Raw genomic sequence first — 19,565 nt, forward strand, 5'->3', positions numbered from 1 at the left:
TGAACACCTTTCCTTGATTATAACAAAGAAAGTTAAAATTAGCTTAAATGGAAAATTAAAATACCGGCTGCAACAGCAACATTCAAACTCTCCGCCTGACCCTTCATACTAATGTGAACCAACTGGTCTGCACTCTCAGCCATGAGGGGACTAATTCCTTGACCCTCATTCCCCATAACTAGTACAAAATTTTCTATAGGAGGCAGTTCTCTGTAATCAACAGAATCTTTAGATAGAGTTGTTGCCAGCACTGGGATACCTGCCTCTTTGGTTTCCTTAAGAAGCGCTTGACTAGACATCCGGTAAATAGGCAGATGAAAATGACTGCCTTGCATGGAACGTAGAGTCTTGAGACTGTAGATATCTGCCGACTTTTCTGAAACAATCACTCCAGTAAAACCTGCTGCATCCGCAGTTCGAATGATCGTTCCCACATTACCAGGATCTTGCACATCTTCCAAAAACAAGAACTTGCCCTGACTAAAGTCAGTTTGTTCTACTTCTTCTTTTTGAACCACCGCAACAATTCCCTGTGGAGTCTGAGAATCCGCCAAATCTAGCAAAATATCCTCTGATACCCAGACAGTTTGCGGAAAAGCAACTAACTGTTCTCGATAACTTTCTAGGGCAAAGATTTTCTCAATCGTCACTCCAGCTTGAACAGCTTCTTCAAACAAGTGCCAGCCTTCAATCAAATAGGCAGACTTGCGGTATTTTTTTTGGTGTAATTTCTTGGCATTTTTTACCACAGAATTGGCTTTTGAGGTTATAATAGTCATAGAAATATTATAACACAATCAAAGGGGTTTGGTATGCAAAAGGTTAGAATGATTGCCCAAGGTAGGGTGCAAGGAGTCGGCTTTCGTTGGGGTGTTTACAGCTTAGCACTTGAAATTGGTGGCATCACAGGTCGAGTATGGAATAACGACGATGGCACAGTGGAAATTTTAGCCCAAGCAAACTCATCTGCTACCATGGCAAAATTTATCCAAGAAATCCGCAAAGGACCAACACCTTTTTCAAAAATCAGCTACTTAGATGTCAAACTAAGCAACTTTCCTCCCTACCCTGACTTTAAAATCGCAAATTAGGTCTCTAGAACTATTGTATATTTTGTAAAAAAACAGTAGAATAGAAAGGTATAATTTTTAAAGAAGGAATAAAAACAGTGAAATCTATTAAACGTTTTGCACTCTCAGCTATGGGAGTGGCTATGTTACTTGTTTTGACAGGTTGCGTTCAGATTGATAAAGCAACAGGTAAGCCAATTGGTCCCGTTTGGGATTTCTTGGGTGCCCCGATGGGAGAAGCTATCAAGTACTTCGCTACTGATAAAGGTCTAGGCTTTGGTGTCGCTATCATCATCGTAACCATTATCGTGCGCTTGATTATCTTGCCACTTGGTATCTACCAATCATGGAAGGCGACACTTCACTCTGAAAAGATGAACGCCCTCAAGCACGTCCTTGAGCCACACCAAACGCGTCTCAAAGAAGCAACAACTCAGGAAGAAAAACTCGAAGCCCAACAAGCTCTCTTTGCAGCTCAAAAAGAGCACGGCATCAGCATGTTTGGTGGTGTAGGATGTTTCCCTATCCTCCTTCAAATGCCATTCTTCTCTGCAATTTACTTTGCTGCCCAACATACTGAAGGGGTTGCTCAAGCAAGCTACCTAGGCATTCCTCTAGGTTCTCCAAGTATGATTTTGGTTGCCTGCGCAGGTGTCCTTTACTATATTCAATCGCTCCTTTCACTTCACGGAGTAGAAGACGAAACACAAAGAGAACAAATCAAGAAAATGGCTTACGTAAGCCCAATCACGATTGTTGTCTTCTCCCTCATTTCACCAGCCAGTGTCACACTTTACTGGGTTGTCGGTGGTTTCATGATGATTCTCCAACAGTTTATCGTCAACTATATCGTTCGTCCAAAACTTCGCAAAAAAGTCCGTGAAGAACTGGCAAAGAACCCACCAAAAGCAAGTTCTTTCTCAACAGCAAACGGACGAAAAGACGTTACCCCTGAACAACCAACTGCTATCACAAGCAAGAAAAAACACAAAAATCGCAACGCTGGAAAACAACGTTCGAGATAAAGCTACGTAGATTGGCTCTTTGTCAACTGTAGTGGGTTGAAGAAAAGCTGAGATCTAGAAAGGACAAATTTCGTCCTTTCTTTTTTGATATTCAGAGCAATAAAAATCCGTTTTTTGAAGTTTTCAAAGTTTCGAAATCCAAATGCATTTCGCTTAATAAGTTTGATTAGATTATTGGTGGCTTCCAATTTAGCATTGGAATAGGGTAACTGAAGGGCATTGATGATTTTCTCTTTGTCCTTTAGAAAGGTTTTAAAGATAGTCTGAAAAAGAGGATGAACCTGCTTTAGATTGTCCTCAATGAGTCCGAAAAATTTGTCAGGCTTTTTATTCTGAAAGTGAAACATCAAGAGTTGCTAGAGATTATAGTGGTATTTCAAGTCTTCTGAATAGCTCAAAAGTTTATCTAGAATCTCTTTATTGGTCAAGTGCATGCGAAAAGTAGGGCGATAAAAACGTTTATCGCTGAGCTTCCGACTATCTTGTTGAATGAGTTTCCAGTAGCGCTTGATAGCCTTGTATTCATGGGATTTTCGTTCAAACTGATTCATGATTTGGACACAAACACGACTCATAGCACGACTCAAGTGTTGGACAATATGGAAACGATCAAGAACGATTTTAGCACACGGAAAAAGCTATTTAGCTAAGTCAAAGTGATTTCGAATGATAGCTTGTGTTCTGCCCTCAAGAACAGTGATGATATTGAGCTTGTCAAAATCTTGTGCAATGAAGCTCATCTTTCCCTCGGTGAAGGCGTACTCATCCCAAGACATAATCTCAGGAAGGCGAGAAAAATCATGCTCAAAGTGAAAATCATTGAGCTTGCGAATAACAGTTGAAGTTGATATGACCAGCTGATGAGGCAATATCGGTCATAGAAGTCTTTTCAATCAACTTTTGAGCAATCTTTTGGTTGATGATACGAGGGATTTGGTGATTCTTCTTGACGATAGAAGTTTCAGCGACCATCATTTTAGAGCATTGATAGCACTTAAAACGGCGTTTTTTCAGAAGGATTCTGGTAGACATACCAGTCGTTTCGAGGTAAGGAATCTTAGATAGTTTTTGAAAATCATATTTCTTCATTTGGCTTCCGCAATCAGGACAAGTTGGAGCCTCATAATCCAGTTTAGCGATGATTTCTTTGTGGGTATCTCTATTAACGATATCTATAATTTGGATATTAGGGTCTTTGATATCGAGAAGTTTTGTGATAAAATGTAATTGTTCCATATAAATCTTTATAATGAGTTATTTTGTCGCTTTTCATTATAGATCTTATGGGACTTTTTTTCTACAACAAAATAGGCTCTATAATATTCATAGGGGATTTACCCACTACAAATATTATAGAGCCGAATATCACTTCTGAGAACTTTCTCATTAGTCTTAATGTGGAATAATTCTTAAAGTTGAGTTAATCCATCACTAATAACTAGTTTTTTATATTTTTCTTTCTCTTATTTGAGATGATTCCAAAATGAGCCGTTGCTAAAGCAATAATACCTGCCAACTCAAAACCATAACCATATTCACTACTTGTATTTGGTAAATAACCTTTAGTTCTTATGGTTGTTTCTTTTGATGAAAAAGGTTCTGAAGACGATTGATTCATCACTACTTGCTCTATCTTAGTATTTATTACAGTAGAAACCCCTTGATGCTCTTTCGTAATATTATTACGTTCGATTCTAATAATCTCAATTGGTGCAATATCTGGGACGTAAGATACCTGTTTTGTTCCTCGATAAACCTTCTTAGCTTGCGGTTCAATACGTGATAATTCTTTTTCTGTACTTAATTGCAACTCATCATTTACATATACGTCTGTGATTTCTACTAAAACTTTTCCGTTTATTGCTACAACTTCTCGAACTTTGCCTGCATCGAGACTTGAATCATCAACATATTCAATCTTATCTGTCTTAAGAACTCGACTTTCTTGACGAACCTTAGTTTCAATAATAACCTCTGGTTTATTATTCTCCATTGGTGCAACATCTGGGACGTGAGATACCTGTTTTGTTCCTCGATAAACCTTCTTAGCTTGCGGTTCAATACGTGATAATTCTCTTTCTGTACTTAATTGCAACTCACTATTTACATAAATGTCTGTGATTTCTACTAAAACTTTTCCGTTTATTGCTGCAACTTCTCTAACTTTGCCTACATCTAGACTTGAATCATCAACGTATTCAACCTTATCAATCTTAAGAGCTCGACTTTCTTGACGAACCTTGGTTTCAATAATAGCCTCTGGTTTATTTTGCTCTATTGGTGCAACATCTGGAACTTGGGATACCTGTTTTGTTCCTCGATAAACCTTTTTAGCTTGGGGTTCAATACGTGATAATTCTCTTTCTGTACTTGATTGCAATTCACCATTTACATAAACGTCTGTGATTTCTACTAAAACTTTTCCGTTTATTGCTGCAACTTCTCGAATTTTACCTGCTTCAAGACTTGCATCATCAACATATTCTACTTTATCCGTTGTGATGACACGACTCTCCTGACGAGTTTTAACTTGTCTAGCTAGGGCCCACTTAGCCCATAGAGTTTTATCTCCAACTGAATTAAAGAGAGTACTATCAATCTTATTCCCAATAAAATCTGGATTATCATACCATCCTTCAAAAATGTAACCACTACGAGCTGGACTGCCTAAAGGAATTTCAACATCGGTTTGGTATGTTGAAGGTAAAGCACGAGTAACACTACCACCACCTAAGTCGTAAGTAAGGGCATATGTATGAGGTACCAATTTAAAGTCTATCCCCGTTTGAACAGGTGCTACAGGAAGCCAATCAGATTCAGATGAATCGTACCCCTCTTTAGATACCTTGACTTTCCAAAGGCCTTCAGGAACATCCCAAGCATATTCCCCGTTTATGCTTGTTAATACTGGGTTAAGTTGAGAGTAGTCATCAGCATTCCAGACTTTTTCCTTGCCATCAGCATCCTTATAGTAAACTGTCACTTGGACGCCAGATAAAGTTTTACTTGTTATACTATTGATAACTGTACCAGATGGATCAATAACGTAGTTTAGCGATTCTGGAAGAGTTAAGAGATAGTCTTTAACTTCAACAACGTCGTTAATTAAAGGATAATTACCAATAAAACGTGCTTTGGAAGAACGGTAACCTTGTTCTAAAGTATAGAAGAACGATGTTAAATTATGGACTGAAATATCAATACCAAATAGTCTATTATCAATATGATGAATGGTCTTTTTGTATGGTACTTTAACATCATTTGGCATCTGTCCTATTGTTGCACCACCATTCAAAAGGTTTATTTCATCAACTAAGTATCTCGTAAACATATTGCCTTTTGCTCTCGCTCTGGAAAGACCTGCTTCTTGATTGTTAAAACCTGGACCATTAAAATTAAGAACTCTTCGTAATTTACCTTCAATATCAGATAACTTATCATCCTCTAAAATCCAGTCTCCAGCATTAACTGCTTGATACCCGCCCAATGAGTGGCCTGTGATATAAATATTTTCAAAGTGAGGATAGTTTAACTTGATTTCTTCAATGATTTTCCTGATCTGGTACTTTGCTGCTCTTTCTTGAGGATTTCTTGCATTAGGAACAAGTTTATTCCCCGGAAAGGCTTCACCTACTTCTTCACTTCCCCTAAAAGCAACAATGATATTCTTTTTATTTTTATCAATAAAGTATGACACTGTGGAATGATAGTCGCCAACAAATTTATCATCTCCTGCTATCTCAGGTTCCTTAAAAGCATTTTGCAGTTGTTTAACAAATATCCAATTAGAGAATAGGCTCTTATCCGTAGATTTAATATCTAAATCATAGAATTGATAGCTCGGTTTTTGGTCTCCGTTCAACGAATCAAAGTTAAAATATGATAGTCCTGTTTCTCCATTTTTAGGAAACAATCCTTCTAATCCTTTTGGAGAGAGATAAGCTAAACCTGAAAATATCAACAAATCCCTATCAGACACATCCCAACTATTGTTATGTTTATCGGCAATTATAGGATTATCGTTACTGATTACTACCTTATCCGTTTCCTTTAATTTATCCGAGTCAATTAGACCATCTCCATCACTATCTCGACTGTTAAGCGTTTCAACTTTGATGACGAAATCTTTTGGAATGAAATCATCTCTTATACCATTAACATCGAAAAAGCCTTCGTATTTGAATAAATGAGGATTAGACTGTCTACTTAAATGAATAACTCCATCTTTATTATTTCGAGATGTTTTTATAGAAACTCTAGAAACATTTTTATCATTCTCCAACTCCACTTCAAATTCAAACTTTTCTCCTGGTCGGAAAATTACATTATTATTTGGTTTACCATCAGTTAAATCAAACGATTGTCCATGATGTTTCATAATAAATGATTTTAGACGTGGGGCAGATGAGTGATATAATATAGTCTTGCTTTTAGCAATTATGTTATCCCGTGAAATTTCTGAAATAACTGTTAATAAGATTTTTCTTAAAGAGTTTTCATCACTTGATAATTTTGAAACATCTACTGGCACTACTGCACTATAACTACCATCCTCTTTAGAGACTGTTTCTAAAATCCTTTCAGATGAATCAATAACAGCTAACTTAATTTTGGTATTTGGCTTAGTCTTCCCAGATACTGTTAACGAATTGCTAGATATATAATCGTTAACATTAATAGTCAAATACGGCATTTCTTCATTAATATGTCCTAGAAGTTCAGCCCTCTGGATACCATTTTCCTTATAACGAATTTGTGCTACGATATCTAAATAGGTTAACTCTTCCGCTGTCGTTTTAACATTAAAGTCAAAAGTTCCTTTTAATGAATTTATGTCCTTCAATGTTAAAACATTTTTATTTTTTCCTGAAATCGTACCTTTTTTAACAATAGGGTTTTCTGAATTAAAACTTACCTTATCATCTGGCAGTGTGATAACAATCTCTGTATCTGAGATGTTACGCCCTGCTGTCTTTAATTCGTATTCTAAACGAAGCGAAAGATCTCCAGAAAATTTTAGATTCTGAGATGTTGTTAGTAAATGAGCTCTTGTCACAATACTATCGTTGTAGTGCTTGTAATCATCACCTAGTGCTACTGTCTTAAAACCATTAGCTTTCAAATAAGTCTCGGCATAAGAACCACCTACAACATGGAATGTTACCTTGTCCTTGTTTGCAATAAGGTTTTCTCCAATATTCGTTACACTTGCAGGAATATAAACATTTTCCAACCCTTCCATATTAACAAAAGCATTAGTATCAATACTTTCAACTTTATCTGGAATAACTAGTAGTTTCATGCCTTTGTTTCCTTCAAAAAGATAACCTTTTAAGGCTTGCAACTCAGATGGTAGCTTTATGCTCTTTAAATTAGGATTAAATCGGAATGCTCCATCTCCAATCTCACTGACAGTATCTGGAATATCATAATAATCTATCTCCGTTGATTCAAAGGCACGTGAATCAATTTTTGTTAAACCAACAGGTAGAATAACATCTTTAAAACCTTCTTGTGGGCCTTCAAAACTTATAGCTGTAGACTTATTATTTCGGAATGCATATTTACCAATTTCCTTAATCCCTGAAGGTACGATAAAGGTTGTCAAACCTGTGTTTTCAAACATACCATCAGGTATACGGATACCTTCAATTTTATTACGCAACTCATTCAATTTCTTACTGCCTGCAAAGGCTCTATCTGCTGTTGTTAATTTTTCAGGAATATTAACACTATTTAAAGTGTTAATATTTCCAAAAGCGAACTCCCCTAACGTTTCCACAGTATCTGGCAAAGTTAAGAACGTAAGACTAGTTCCATCAAAAGCGTGATTTCCAATTTCGGTAAGATTAATATTGTCTTTAAATGTCACTGATTTTACAGGTGTTACACCGTTAAAAAGATAGTCTGATACCTTGCTAACGCCACCTTCAAAATTAACGAAGATACTCTCAGGTCTTTGTTTAGATATTTCATCACTATAATAATCTCGATAGCTAAACGGTGAGATTGTGTTAACATCATAATATTTATCAAGTTCTATATTTGACTTGATTTTTACGACTCTTAGCTTACTACTATTTCCAAAAGCTGAACTTCCTAAATATTGCAAAGAGGCCGGTAACTCTATCACCTTCAACTGATTACCAACAAAAGCTGACGAAGCAATTCGTTTAATTCCTTCTGATAAAATTAAGTCAGATAATTTAGTATTGTAAAAAGCACCAGAATTAATTTCCTCAATATTACTTGGAACTTCTAATTTGGTCAGTCCTGTATTAGCAAAAGCATTCTCAGAAATAGCTCTCAACTGTTTGGGAAAAATCACTTCTGTGAGTGAATGATTATTTTCAAAGGCTCCCCTACCCAAATAAGTCAAACTATCAGGCAATTTAACATGTTTTAAATTTGCATTAGCGAAAGCTCTGTCATCAATGGTTTCCAAAGCATTATTTAAAACAATTTCACTTAAATAATCGTTTTGAGCAAAGGCATTATTTTCTATTGTTTTAATTGTAGAAGGCAGGGTAAATGTTTTAATCCCAATATTACTTAAAAGACCTGCTGGAATTTTTTCACGACCATCTTCAATGATTACATTTTCAAGTTTCTTACTGTTTGAAAAAGCATTATAGCCACTTTCAAGACTCAAAGGGATATTTACTGAGACTAAGTTAGCAATTTCCCCAAAAGCTTCATTTTCCAGTGTCTTTATTTTAGATGGTAGAACAACAGTTGTTAATTGTGTACCTGAAAACGCATTTTGTCCTATTGATATTAAGTTATTTGGTAACGTAATACTTTTCAAAGGAGTATCAGCGAAAGCAATCCCTCCAATACTTGACACTGATTCAGGAATTGTGATCTTAGCTATATTTGTCTTATAGAAAGTCTTACTTGAGATTTCTTTTAAATTTGTAGGCAAAATAACCTTATCTAGAGTTTTAACAGAATCAAATGCTCCGTAACCAATCTTTTCAACACTATCTGGAATGGTAATTTCTTTGAGTTTTGTGTTTGCAAAAGCAAAATCCTGAATTTCAGATAATGATGACGGTAAGTTAATTGTAGTTAAATCAGAATTAGCAAATGCCGAAGAACCAATCTTTGTAACACTACTTGGTAAATCAATCTTATTGATACCTGTTTCTTTGAATAATCCACTAATAATTTCTGAAATTCCATCTTCAAAAGTAACCGTTTTTAGATTCTTATCTCCTGAAAAGATGGCATTATAATACTCTCCCCATTCTACGCTTTTCCATGATCCGTTATAAATATAACTAGTATTATAGGAACTAGTAACAGATTTAAGAGATTTTGGAATATGTACTGACTCTAGTGATTCAATACTAAACGCATGATTACCAATAGTCTCAACTTGACTCGGAAGCACAACTTTTTTTAGTTTAGTACCACTGAAAGCATACCGACCAATTATCTTCAGATTAGCTGGTAAATCAATAGAAGTCAGGCCAGTGTTGTAGAAGGCTTCATCTCCAATACTAGTCACATTTTCTGGTATAGAAATATCAGCTAATCCTTTCAAATTATAGAATGCACCATTTCCTATTTTTTCAAGACTTTTTGGTAATACTACCGATTTAATGGACGTTCCAGAAAATGCACTAGTTATCTCTTTTAAACCTTCTGAGAAAGTTATCTTACTTAATTCAGAATTATCAACAAATGCAGTTCCAAGAACTTCCAAACGACTCGGAAGGGTAACTTCTTTTAAATTATTATTTGAGAAAGCATAATCACCTAATGTTTTTAAATAAGTAGGTAAAGTAACTGCTGATAGTTTATTATTAAAAAATGCTTTTTCAGCTATTTCCTCTAAACCTGACGGAAGAGTTACTGACTCTAAGTTAGAATTCATAAAAGCTCCTCTTCCAATCTTCTTCAGGGTACTTGGAAATACAACTGATTTCAACAACTTGTTATTAGCAAAGGCATAATCACCTATTTCTTCCACACCCTCTGATAAAACAATTTTTTCAACTTGAGTATTCTCTAAAATACCTTCTGGAATTGTTTTCATCGAAGCAGGGAATACAATTTCTTTTAGACTAGTATTTGAAAACGCTCTTTCCCCAATAGTTTTAAGAGTTGATGGTAAAATAAGCTTTGTTAATTGTTCATTACTAGAAAAAGCATCTTCCCCAATTTCTTCTACTCCTTCTGGTACAACAAATTCTGTAATCCCAGTATTTGCTAGAAAACCATCAACAATCTTTCTTGCCCCTGATTTAAGGTTTATTGTAACTAAATTTTTACTACCATTAAAAGCATTCTTTCCTGTAACTAAATTACTTCCTACGTCAATTGAAGTTAATGTTTCAATATCTCCGAAAGCACGTTCTCCAATATTTTCTAAAGCCGATGGCAAAAGAACTTTCTTAAGACTTGTTTTTCCAAAAGCATAGCTAGCAATTTCTTTCATTGTTGAAGGAAAATTGATATTCATAATCCCTTGTCGATTATAAAACATCTTAGCTGGGATTTTTGTTACCCCCTCTTCAATCACAACCGTCGTTAACGGACTGGCATCAAAGAACCCCTCCCAGAACCAACCGTCCCAACTTTTATTGATATCAGAAGTCACTGTAACTTTCTTTAACGTATCAATATAAGAAAATGCATTAATCCCTAAATAATTTAATTGTTTTGGGAAATAGATTTCTGATAAATGCGTTCCACTAAAAGCAGATCTACCTATTCCAGTTAGCTCTTTAGGTAATGTAATAGATATCAAACCTGAATTCGTAAAAGCACCATCTCTTATATTTGTAATACCACTCGGTAAATTAATATGAGTAAGACTTGGAGTATCAGAAAAGACATAACTAGAAATCTCAGTTAAAGTTTCAGGAAGTTCAACAACCGATAATTTGCTATCACCTGAAAAAGCACCTTCTTCAATCTGTCTAACTCCATCTAACAAATTAATTTTTTCTAAAGATTTACTATTAGAAAAAGCATAGCTTCCAATAGTCTTAACACTGGAGGGTAAGACTATCTCTTCTATACCAGTGTTATGAAGAACACGGGGCGGGATTGTGACAATACCGTCTTCAAAAATTACTTTTTTAAGATTAACATCTCCATAAAAGGCATAACTAGCAGATTCAACAGATTTTGGTATAATTACTTCTGTCAACGTTTTTATATTAGCAAAAGCATTCTTACCAATATACGTTAAACTTGATGGCAATTCTATTTTGGATAGCGATGTCCCCTCAAAAGCTGATGTTCCTATACTTTTTAGGGTACTTGGTAAAATTACTTCCTTTAATTTCGTATTATTTTTAAAAGCATTACTATCTATAACAGTCATACCTTCTGGAATTTCAATACGTGAAGCACCACTGGCATTTAACTCTTCAAAATAATCTAATCGCTTTCTATTTTCTTCCTCAACTGTTTTTTCTACTCTACTATCCGAAGAATTAGTTAGAACTGATGCTCTGTCTTCACCTATTGAATTGCCTAAGGTTATATTCGCATCTTCTTTGGAAGTAATCTTATCTACAGAACTATTATTATTTGCTACTAGAGCAGTAACTTCTGCTGAGGGTGATGATGTACCAGTCTCCGGATTTACCTGTTCGGACACAGAAAAATTTGTTTTATGTTCTTCAGTGACTATCCCCTTCTCTGAAGAAGTTACTTCACCATTCGTATTAGAAGAGCTTTCAATAGAATGCGGTAACACGACATCACTATACCCGGATGTTACTGTTTTAGTTACCGTACTGTTTTCAGTAATTGTAGGCACGTTATTTGAAGTCTCATCTGCAAACACAACTGAATTCCCAAATACCATGTAAGCACCAACTAAAACTGTCCCAGCAACGGTTACCCATTGACCTGTTCGGCGTTTTCTTAATTTTAAAACTTCCTTCATTTAAATATCTCCTATTGTAATAATATCTTTCAAGTTACTCTTTGACTGTCTTTTTGATTATCAAATTATTTATTCTTCGTAAAATCTGTCTTAATACTCCTTTCCAGAAAAGTCTGTGCTATACAAAGTAAAGGTTAAACCATTTCTCAAAAAACTCTATTCAAATATGGTAGGACAATTAATTTTTGTCGTCACCTAAACTAATACTTATACGTTGAAGTAGAACGTGACTAAATTGTTCTCAAACTTTTCATTACTTACAAATAAAATCCATCCTATTTTTGAAAGGCCGTAAAATTATGAAATATCTACAAATTACACTGTACGGCTGAAATAATCTGATAATTTACACCTCTTTAGTATTTTAACATAATTCTACTTTTTAAAAAGAAGATTTTTATGAAAATCCGTTTTTAGCAAGCATTTACATTTTTTAGATACGCCTTTTAATGTTTTATTATTAAACAATTTGAAGATTAGATATATAAAAGACAAACATTAAAAACTTAGCCCACTGAAAAAATAAGGAGCTTACTTTTAATGAACGGAAAACCGAGGAATCTCTCATCAATTTGAGCGAATTCCTCGGTTATTTTGTATTTATTAAGGTCATAGTTCGTTTCATATTGACCACGAATATGCTTGTTGCTGCCTGTAACTCCATGCTGAAAAGACCTGATGCCCTTGCGACATCAAAGCCATGTCTCTGTTTTAGTTCGGCATTCTTCGCTTCGATTTTATAGCGATGTCTGGTAATTTCTTTAAAATAAGATGTTTCCTGAAATTTCTTCTGGAAAAGATGGTCGTTCCTCTTAATAGCTAATGAATAAGTTTTAGACTTTGTCCCCTCCTTATAACAACCTTCCTTGGAAAGGCAACTCTTGCACTTCTCAATGTCAAAGTAATGAGTGACAACTTGATTCTTATTTTGATATTTTTTCCCTGTCCTTGTTTTGCGAATAGCCATGTGTCCTTCAGGACAGACAAATAGCCCTGCGTCTTTATTAAATTCAAACCCATCCTCTTCTTTACGGTAACCTTTTGAAACAGAAGGGTTCAGTTTTGACACCAAATGAATCTTTTCTTTGCGAGCTAGTTGAATATTGTCCTTTACTGAATAAGCCGCATCACCAATAATAGTCTCGATGTCCAGACTATTTTCCTTTGTTTTAGCATATAACTCAGGTAAATATTTCCTATCACTTTGTTCGCCAGAAGTGACCACACAAGCAGTAATAATCCGTTCATCCGTCATAGCGATATGACTTTTATATCCATAGAAAGAGCTGTCGGCTGTCTTATGTCCGAGCCTAGTCTCCTCCTTAACAGAAGCTTCCAAGTATTCTAAGTCGTCCTCAACAGCCTCTTTTAGGTAATTGAACTTTTGAGAGACAGCCGGTAGGGCTAAGAGTTTCTCGTGTTTTTTAACCATAGCCATTGACTCCTCTGTATATGTCAATTCTGCTTCGAGTTTATCTTCTTGGGGTTTCTTATGATTATAATGAGATTTGGTGTGAGTGGCATTCACAATGAGGATTTTACTCTTAATCAAGTTGTGTTCGAGTGCAATTTGAACAGACTTCTGAATCAATACATCAAGCAGTTTGTCATCTTTAATTCTTAGCTTTCTAAATTTTGTCAGAGAGGATGGCTCGATAACAGAATCCTCAGGAGCTAGACCAAGAAAAAATTTAAAGGCCATATCTGACAAGGAACGTCCCACCACATCGACATCTGATAACTTATAAATATCTTTTAACAAGAGATATTTAAACATCATAATCGGTGAATAAGCTTTACACCCAAAATCGGGACGATAATTCTTTTCTAGTTCATCATGAATAAAGCTAAAATCACAGAGTTCAGTTAGCTGACGAAAAAAAGTGGGTTTTAGGAACCACGATATTATACAAACTAGAATAAGGACTGACATTCATAGTTAACTGATTATCAAGCATCATTTCACCTCATCTCTAGTATAACAAAAAAGCCATCAATTTGATGACTTTTTCAGTAGGCTCTTTTCCATCAGGCTTCTTTTTTATCCATGTACACGTTTCATATAATCTTGATAACTTTCGGTATCCATGAGTTTCTTGGCGTTCTTGACACGGTCTGCTGTTGGTGGTTTGACCCCTTCGAGGGAATATGGAATTCCCAGTTCACGCCACTTGAACTCACCCATAGTGTGATAAGGCAGAATTTCAAACTTATCAACATTTTTGAGGGTCTTGACGAACTTCCCAAGTTCAATCAAGTCATCATCTCTGTCTGTCAATCCTGGAACTAGCACATGGCGAATCCAGACAGGTTTTCCAATATCTGATAGATATTGGGCACAAGCCAAGATATTTTTATTGGTTTGGCTAGTGACAATCTTGTGCTGTTCTTCGTTGATTTCCTTGATATCCAAGAGGACCAAGTCAGTGACAGCCATGAGTTTGTCAAACTTCTCAAGGTAACGTGGTTTATTACGGAAAGGAAGGGCACAGGTATCCAAGGTACAGTGGATTCCTTGTTCCTTAGCCTTGGTGAAGAGGGCAATCAGGAAATCAATCTGCAAGAGGGCTTCTCCTCCACTGACTGTAATACCGCCCTTATTTCCCCAGAAACCACGGTAGCGCAAGGCCTCTGTCAAGACATCATCTACCGTCCGTTCACGTGACTTATTGGACTCCATAGCCCAAGTGTCCGGGTTGTGGCAATACTGGCAACGCATGTGACAGCCCTGCAAAAAGACAATAAAGCGAATACCAGGCCCATCTACTGACCCAAAGCTTTCTGTCGAATGCACCATTCCTGTCACTTGTCCATAATCAATTGTTTCTTCAGACATATCGTTACCTTCCTTGAAAACGTTTTATAGTTTTATTATATCACGACTTGAAGGAAAAACAAGATTTTTGCCTATTTTTTAGAAAGCAATCTGTTTTTCAATTTCATTTTCAATTACTTATCATTTTATTCTTCAAAATCAAAGCCATACAAGGTTGCAAAGTAGTCCTCAGGGCGCTCTGCACGGCGGATTTGACGGACTTTACCTTCTTCGGTATAAAGGATTTCCGCAGAACGAAGTTTGGCGTTGTACTGGTAGCCCATTGAAAAACCGTGAGCACCTGTATCATGAATGACCAGCAAATCACCGATTTCTGTATGAGGTAGTTCACGATTTACTGCAAATTTATCATTGTTTTCACAGAGTGAACCAACCACATCAACCACTTCAACTGGTCCATCTGGATGGGTCACGTTAGTAATGTGATGATAAGCTCCGTACATAGCTGGGCGCATAAGGTTGACTGCTGATGCATCCACACCCAGATAGGTACGGTAGGTTTCCTTCTTATGAGTCACTCTTGTGACCAAAGCACCGTGAGGGGCTAACATAAAACGACCCAATTCGGTATAAATCTTAACCTGACCAAGACCTGCTGGCGTAAGAACCTCTTCATACACCTTACGAACTCCCTCACCAATCAAGGCAATATCATTTGGCTCCTGGTCAGGACGATAATTGACACCAATACCGCCAGAAAGATTGATAAAGTCTAGCGAAATCCCCAACTTTTCTTTGATTTCAACAGCCAATTCAAAGAGCTGACGCGCCAACTCTGGATAATAGAGATGGGTCACGGTATTGGACGCTAGGAAGGAGTGAATCCCAAAAGTCTTGGCTCCTTTTTCCTTCAAGATAGCAAAAGCTTCAAAGAGCTGGTCCTTGGTCATGCCAAACTTGGCTTCTCCAGGATTGTCCATGATGTCTGTCCCCAGTTCAAAAACGCCTCCAGGATTATAACGACATGAGATGATTTCTGGAATGCCTGCTGCTCGCTCCAGATGTTCAATATCTTCAAAGGCATCCAAGTTAATGGTCGCACCCAATTCACGCGCATAGGCGTATTCCTTGTCTGGCGTGTTATTTGAAGAGAACATAATCTCAGAACCAGGGAAATTCAGTTTATGACTCATCAAAAGTTCTACATAACTAGAGCAGTCCACTCCACAACCTTCCTCTTGAAGAATTTTTAAAATAGCTGGGGTGGGAGTAGCCTTAACTGCAAAATATTCCTTAAAGCCCTTGTTCCACGAAAAGGCTTGGTTGACAGCTCTTGCCTTCTCACGAATCCCCTTCTCATCGTACAAGTGGAAGGGAGTTGGGAACTCGGCAACAATCGCTTCTAAGTCTTCTTTATTAATAAATGGTGTTTTCATAATCTTCCTTCTATTCTATTTGCAAAGAAAGGCTGGGACAATCGTTCCAACCTTTAGTTCTATCTCTTATTTATCTTCGTCAAAGATATTGCCAACCTCAACATCGATGGCTTGGTTCTTGACATCAATATTGGTTACCTTCAAGAGTGACTTGTAGTCAAACTGCTTTTCACGTTCTTCTTGGGCATTATCCGCAAAGACCGCTACACCTGCCAATTCTGAGTCGAACTCGCGCAAGAGGCTGATCATCCCATTGACAGTTCCGCCGCCTTTCAAGAAATCATCCACAATCAAGACACGGCTACCTGCCTTGAGACTACGTTTTGAAAGGAACATTTTCTCAATGCGGTCACCACTTGAACCTGATACATAGTTGACGCTGACAGTTGAACCTTCGGTAATTTTCAGGTCACGGCGCACAATAACAAAAGGAACATTGAGGACATTAGCAACTGCATTTGCAAGTGGAACACCCTTAGTCGCTACGGTCATAACGGCATCAATTTTTTGGTCCATAAAGCTCTTGGCAATAATGCGACCAATATTTTTCAAGATAGCTGGTGTGCTAAGCAAATCAGACAGGTAGATATAGCCACCTGGCAAGATACGGTCACTTTCTGACAACTTGGCACGCAAGTCCTCAACCATTTCCTTGGCATCATGGCTTGAGATTGATGGTGTGAAAATGACACCACCACCAGCACCAGTTACTGTCTGGATATGACCGATTTCGATTTCCTCAAAGGCACGTTTGATAATGACGATATCTTCTGAGATGGATGATTTAGCAGATTCATACTTTTCAGCAAAAGTATTGAGACTAGTTAGTTTATAAGGATTATTAATCAAATAGTTGGAAATGACAACCATCCGATCACTTCTTCTTAATTTCATTTCTATTTCCCATTCTATTTTTCTTCAAAAAATCAAAAAGCAAACTAGAAAGCTGGTCGCTGGCGATTCAAAACACTGTTTTGAGGTTGTCGATAGAACTGACAAAGTCTGTAATATACCTACATATATACATACGATAAGGCGATGCTACCCTAGTTTGAAGAGATTTTCGAAGAGTATTCATTTTTGTCTTTTACTTATTATACCATATTCACATAAAAAAACGAACATTCTTATCCTAAAAATGCTCATTTTTCTTAAATTATTAATCTAAATCTGGTTTATAGAAGGAACGATTGTCCATAGCGAAGATTTTATTGGTCATCTCTCCCTTATCCACCAGAGCCAGAGCTGTTGACATCATCATCATGCTAGCATCCAGATTGTCAATCATATGGATAATCTCTGCCTCCATAATGCGTGGACGGACTGGACTTCCATACTCAAGTAAGCCGTGGTGACTGAGGATGACGTGGCGAAGCAGAACGACTTCTTCCTTGGTATCATCGATGCCGAGTTCCATCACTGTCTTGGTAATTTCACTATCAATCAGAGCGATATGGCCAAGAAGATTGCCTCGCACTGTATACTCAGTTTGGTCTGGTCCCGTCAACTCAATGACCTTAGCCAAGTCATGTAGCATAATTCCTGCATAGAGCAGACTCTTATTAAGCTGAGGATAGATCTCGCTAACGGCATCTGCCAAACGCACCATGGTCGCCGTATGATAGGCCAATCCCGTTTCAAAGGCATGGTGATTGGTCTTGGCTGCTGGATAAGAGTAAAATTCCTTGTCGTACTTGGTGTAGAGATTTCGGACAATCCGTTGCCAAACAGGATTTTCAATTTTAAAAATCATTTGCGACATATAGTCACGGATTTCCTTGACATCAACTGGCGACTTGACCTTGAAATCAGCTGGATCATTGGGCTCACCCGGTTGAGGCAGACGGAGAGTGATTTGATTGACCTGTGGAGTGTTGTTATAAACTTCTCGGCGCCCTTTCATGTGAACAACCTTACCTGCTGTAAAGGCCTCAACGTTATGAGGTTGGGCATCCCAGAGCTTCCCATCAATCTCGCCACTATCATCTTGGAAGGTAAAGGCTAGGTAGTTTTTCCCAGCTCGAGTTTGCCTCAGGTCAGCTGATTTGATTAGGTAAAAGCCTTCAAATAGCTCATCTTTTTTCATGTGACTAATCTTCATATTCTTCCTCATTTTCTTGGAAATGGAGTAGATCAAGCGCAGGCTCACCTTCTGATAACTCAATGTGACGGAGCGTCCGCTCGATAGCTGTGGTACGACGGTTTAATAATTCATCAATATTGCCAGAGGCATGTTGGAGATGTTTTTGTGCCTTTACCAGAATACCACCAAACTTGCCAAACTCGGTCTTGACGCTGGCAAGCGTCTTACTGATATGGTCGGCACTCTTTTGGATATTGAGAGTCTTGAAGCCAACTGATAGGGAGTTGAGCAGAGCTGATAGGGTACTTGGACCTGCGACAATAATCTGCTCTTCCCGCCTCAAATCATCAAAGAAGACAGGATTGCGGACGATTTCTGAGTAGAGACCTTCTGTCGGAACAAACAAAACTCCAAAATTGGTCGTCCGAGGTGGTGCTATGTACTTGCTTTTGATATCCTTGGCAAAGCGCTTGACGCTTGCTAAAAGCGATTTACGACAGCGTTCAATCTCGTCCTTGTCACCCGCTTCATAGGCTTCTTCTAGACGGTAATAATCTGCCAGTGGAAACTTAGAGTCAATTGGTAGGTAGACGTATTCCTGGTCGCCTTGTCCGGGCAACTTGATGGCATACTCCACTCGTTCACTAGAGTTTTCAACCGTTGCATATTCTCGTTCGTACTGGGCAGGTGTCATAATATCTTCGATGATTTGCCCCAGTTGCAATTCTCCCAGAATCCCTCGTGTCTTGGTTCCAGAGAGAACCTTGTTGAGGGCGCCGACATCGCGGGCAACTGTCTGCATTTCTCCAAGACCACGATTGACAGACTCCAGTTGTTTGGAAACTGTCTCGAAGGAGGCTTGTAAGCGTGTCTGCAAGGTCTTTTCCAACTTTTCCTCGACTGTCTGGCGCATTTGTTCCAAACGTTGCTCATTGGATTCCTGCAGGGCTTGGAGACGTTGGTCGGTCTTGTCTCTGGTTTGGAGGAGATTATCTGTCATTTCTTGACGGACTTGCGTCAATCCTTGATGCAACTCAATTCGCACTTCTTGCAAGCGGTCGCTGACAGACACTTCCAAATCTTTTTGGTCTAACTGCCTAGCTTGTCTGGCTTGTTCAAAGCGATAATCCAACTGGTCTGACAAGTGATCTGCCTGATCCTCCAAGCTCTTGCTGAGATGTTTTTCCTGCTTATCCTGTCTCTGCCAAATCAGAAAGAGGCCAGCCAGATTGGCAATCAATAATAGAACAAGTAAACTTTCCATC

Annotated in this window: 9 protein-coding genes and 2 pseudogenes; 2 read left to right on the forward strand and 9 right to left on the reverse strand. The window is 37.6% G+C overall.

The features are described from left to right. Positions 1-38 precede the first annotated feature (38 nt). Positions 39-779: a TrmH family RNA methyltransferase gene (locus KV696_RS07020; protein WP_219967223.1), complete on the reverse strand. Its 741-nt coding sequence runs from the start codon at positions 777-779 to the stop codon at positions 39-41. Positions 780-812: 33 nt separating this feature from the next. On the opposite strand from KV696_RS07020, the gene KV696_RS07025 reads away from it, so the two are divergent. After that, positions 813-1,091 carry an acylphosphatase gene (locus KV696_RS07025; protein WP_033684743.1) on the forward strand — a complete coding sequence of 93 codons (279 nt, stop codon included), beginning with the start codon at positions 813-815 and terminating at the stop codon, positions 1,089-1,091. Between the two features lie 77 nt (positions 1,092-1,168). Further along, positions 1,169-2,095 carry a membrane protein insertase YidC gene (yidC, locus tag KV696_RS07030; RefSeq protein WP_219967224.1) on the forward strand — a complete coding sequence of 309 codons (927 nt, stop codon included), beginning with the start codon at positions 1,169-1,171 and terminating at the stop codon, positions 2,093-2,095. A 2-nt stretch (positions 2,096-2,097) separates the two neighbouring features. Here the strand turns inward: yidC and KV696_RS07035 are convergent. The 8 genes and pseudogenes from KV696_RS07035 to KV696_RS07070 form a co-directional block, all read right to left on the reverse strand. Beyond that, positions 2,098-3,331 (reverse strand): annotated as a pseudogene (locus KV696_RS07035) (transposase). A 202-nt stretch (positions 3,332-3,533) separates the two neighbouring features. Further along, on the reverse strand, positions 3,534-12,005 hold the full coding sequence (locus KV696_RS07040) for a leucine-rich repeat protein (RefSeq protein WP_219967225.1): 8,472 nt from the start codon (positions 12,003-12,005) through the stop codon (positions 3,534-3,536). 589 nt (positions 12,006-12,594) lie between these two features. Further along, positions 12,595-13,963: pseudogene (locus KV696_RS07045) on the reverse strand (IS1182 family transposase). An 83-nt stretch (positions 13,964-14,046) separates the two neighbouring features. Further along, positions 14,047-14,841: a pyruvate formate-lyase-activating protein gene (pflA, locus tag KV696_RS07050; protein ID WP_001288288.1), complete on the reverse strand. Its 795-nt coding sequence runs from the start codon at positions 14,839-14,841 to the stop codon at positions 14,047-14,049. A 125-nt stretch (positions 14,842-14,966) separates the two neighbouring features. Further along, positions 14,967-16,217: a diaminopimelate decarboxylase gene (locus KV696_RS07055; RefSeq protein ID WP_219967226.1), complete on the reverse strand. Its 1,251-nt coding sequence runs from the start codon at positions 16,215-16,217 to the stop codon at positions 14,967-14,969. A 66-nt stretch (positions 16,218-16,283) separates the two neighbouring features. Continuing rightward, on the reverse strand, positions 16,284-17,111 hold the full coding sequence (purR, locus tag KV696_RS07060; protein WP_004238844.1) for a pur operon repressor: 828 nt from the start codon (positions 17,109-17,111) through the stop codon (positions 16,284-16,286). 265 nt (positions 17,112-17,376) lie between these two features. Beyond that, positions 17,377-18,318 (reverse strand): 3'-5' exoribonuclease YhaM family protein, encoded by a 942-nt coding sequence (locus KV696_RS07065; protein ID WP_219967227.1) that lies wholly within the window; start codon positions 18,316-18,318, stop codon positions 17,377-17,379. Continuing rightward, positions 18,308-19,564: a DNA recombination protein RmuC gene (locus KV696_RS07070; protein ID WP_219967228.1), complete on the reverse strand. Its 1,257-nt coding sequence runs from the start codon at positions 19,562-19,564 to the stop codon at positions 18,308-18,310. Before KV696_RS07070 ends, KV696_RS07065 begins: the two co-directional genes overlap by 11 nt. Position 19,565 lies beyond the last annotated feature (1 nt).

The organism is Streptococcus humanilactis, assembly GCF_019448275.1.
Lineage (GTDB): Bacteria > Bacillota > Bacilli > Lactobacillales > Streptococcaceae > Streptococcus > Streptococcus humanilactis.

What these genes read in the sequence shown, in the direction of transcription:
- KV696_RS07020 (WP_219967223.1), bottom strand. Translation starts at nt 779, where the DNA reads ATGACTATTATAACCTCAAAAGCCAATTCTGTGGTAAAAAATGCCAAG.
- KV696_RS07025 (WP_033684743.1), top strand. Translation starts at nt 813, where the DNA reads ATGCAAAAGGTTAGAATGATTGCCCAAGGTAGGGTGCAAGGAGTCGGC.
- KV696_RS07040 (WP_219967225.1), bottom strand. Translation starts at nt 12,005, where the DNA reads ATGAAGGAAGTTTTAAAATTAAGAAAACGCCGAACAGGTCAATGGGTA.
- pflA (WP_001288288.1), bottom strand. Translation starts at nt 14,841, where the DNA reads ATGTCTGAAGAAACAATTGATTATGGACAAGTGACAGGAATGGTGCAT.
- KV696_RS07055 (WP_219967226.1), bottom strand. Translation starts at nt 16,217, where the DNA reads ATGAAAACACCATTTATTAATAAAGAAGACTTAGAAGCGATTGTTGCC.
- purR (WP_004238844.1), bottom strand. Translation starts at nt 17,111, where the DNA reads ATGAAATTAAGAAGAAGTGATCGGATGGTTGTCATTTCCAACTATTTG.
- KV696_RS07065 (WP_219967227.1), bottom strand. Translation starts at nt 18,318, where the DNA reads ATGAAGATTAGTCACATGAAAAAAGATGAGCTATTTGAAGGCTTTTAC.
- KV696_RS07070 (WP_219967228.1), bottom strand. Translation starts at nt 19,564, where the DNA reads ATGGAAAGTTTACTTGTTCTATTATTGATTGCCAATCTGGCTGGCCTC.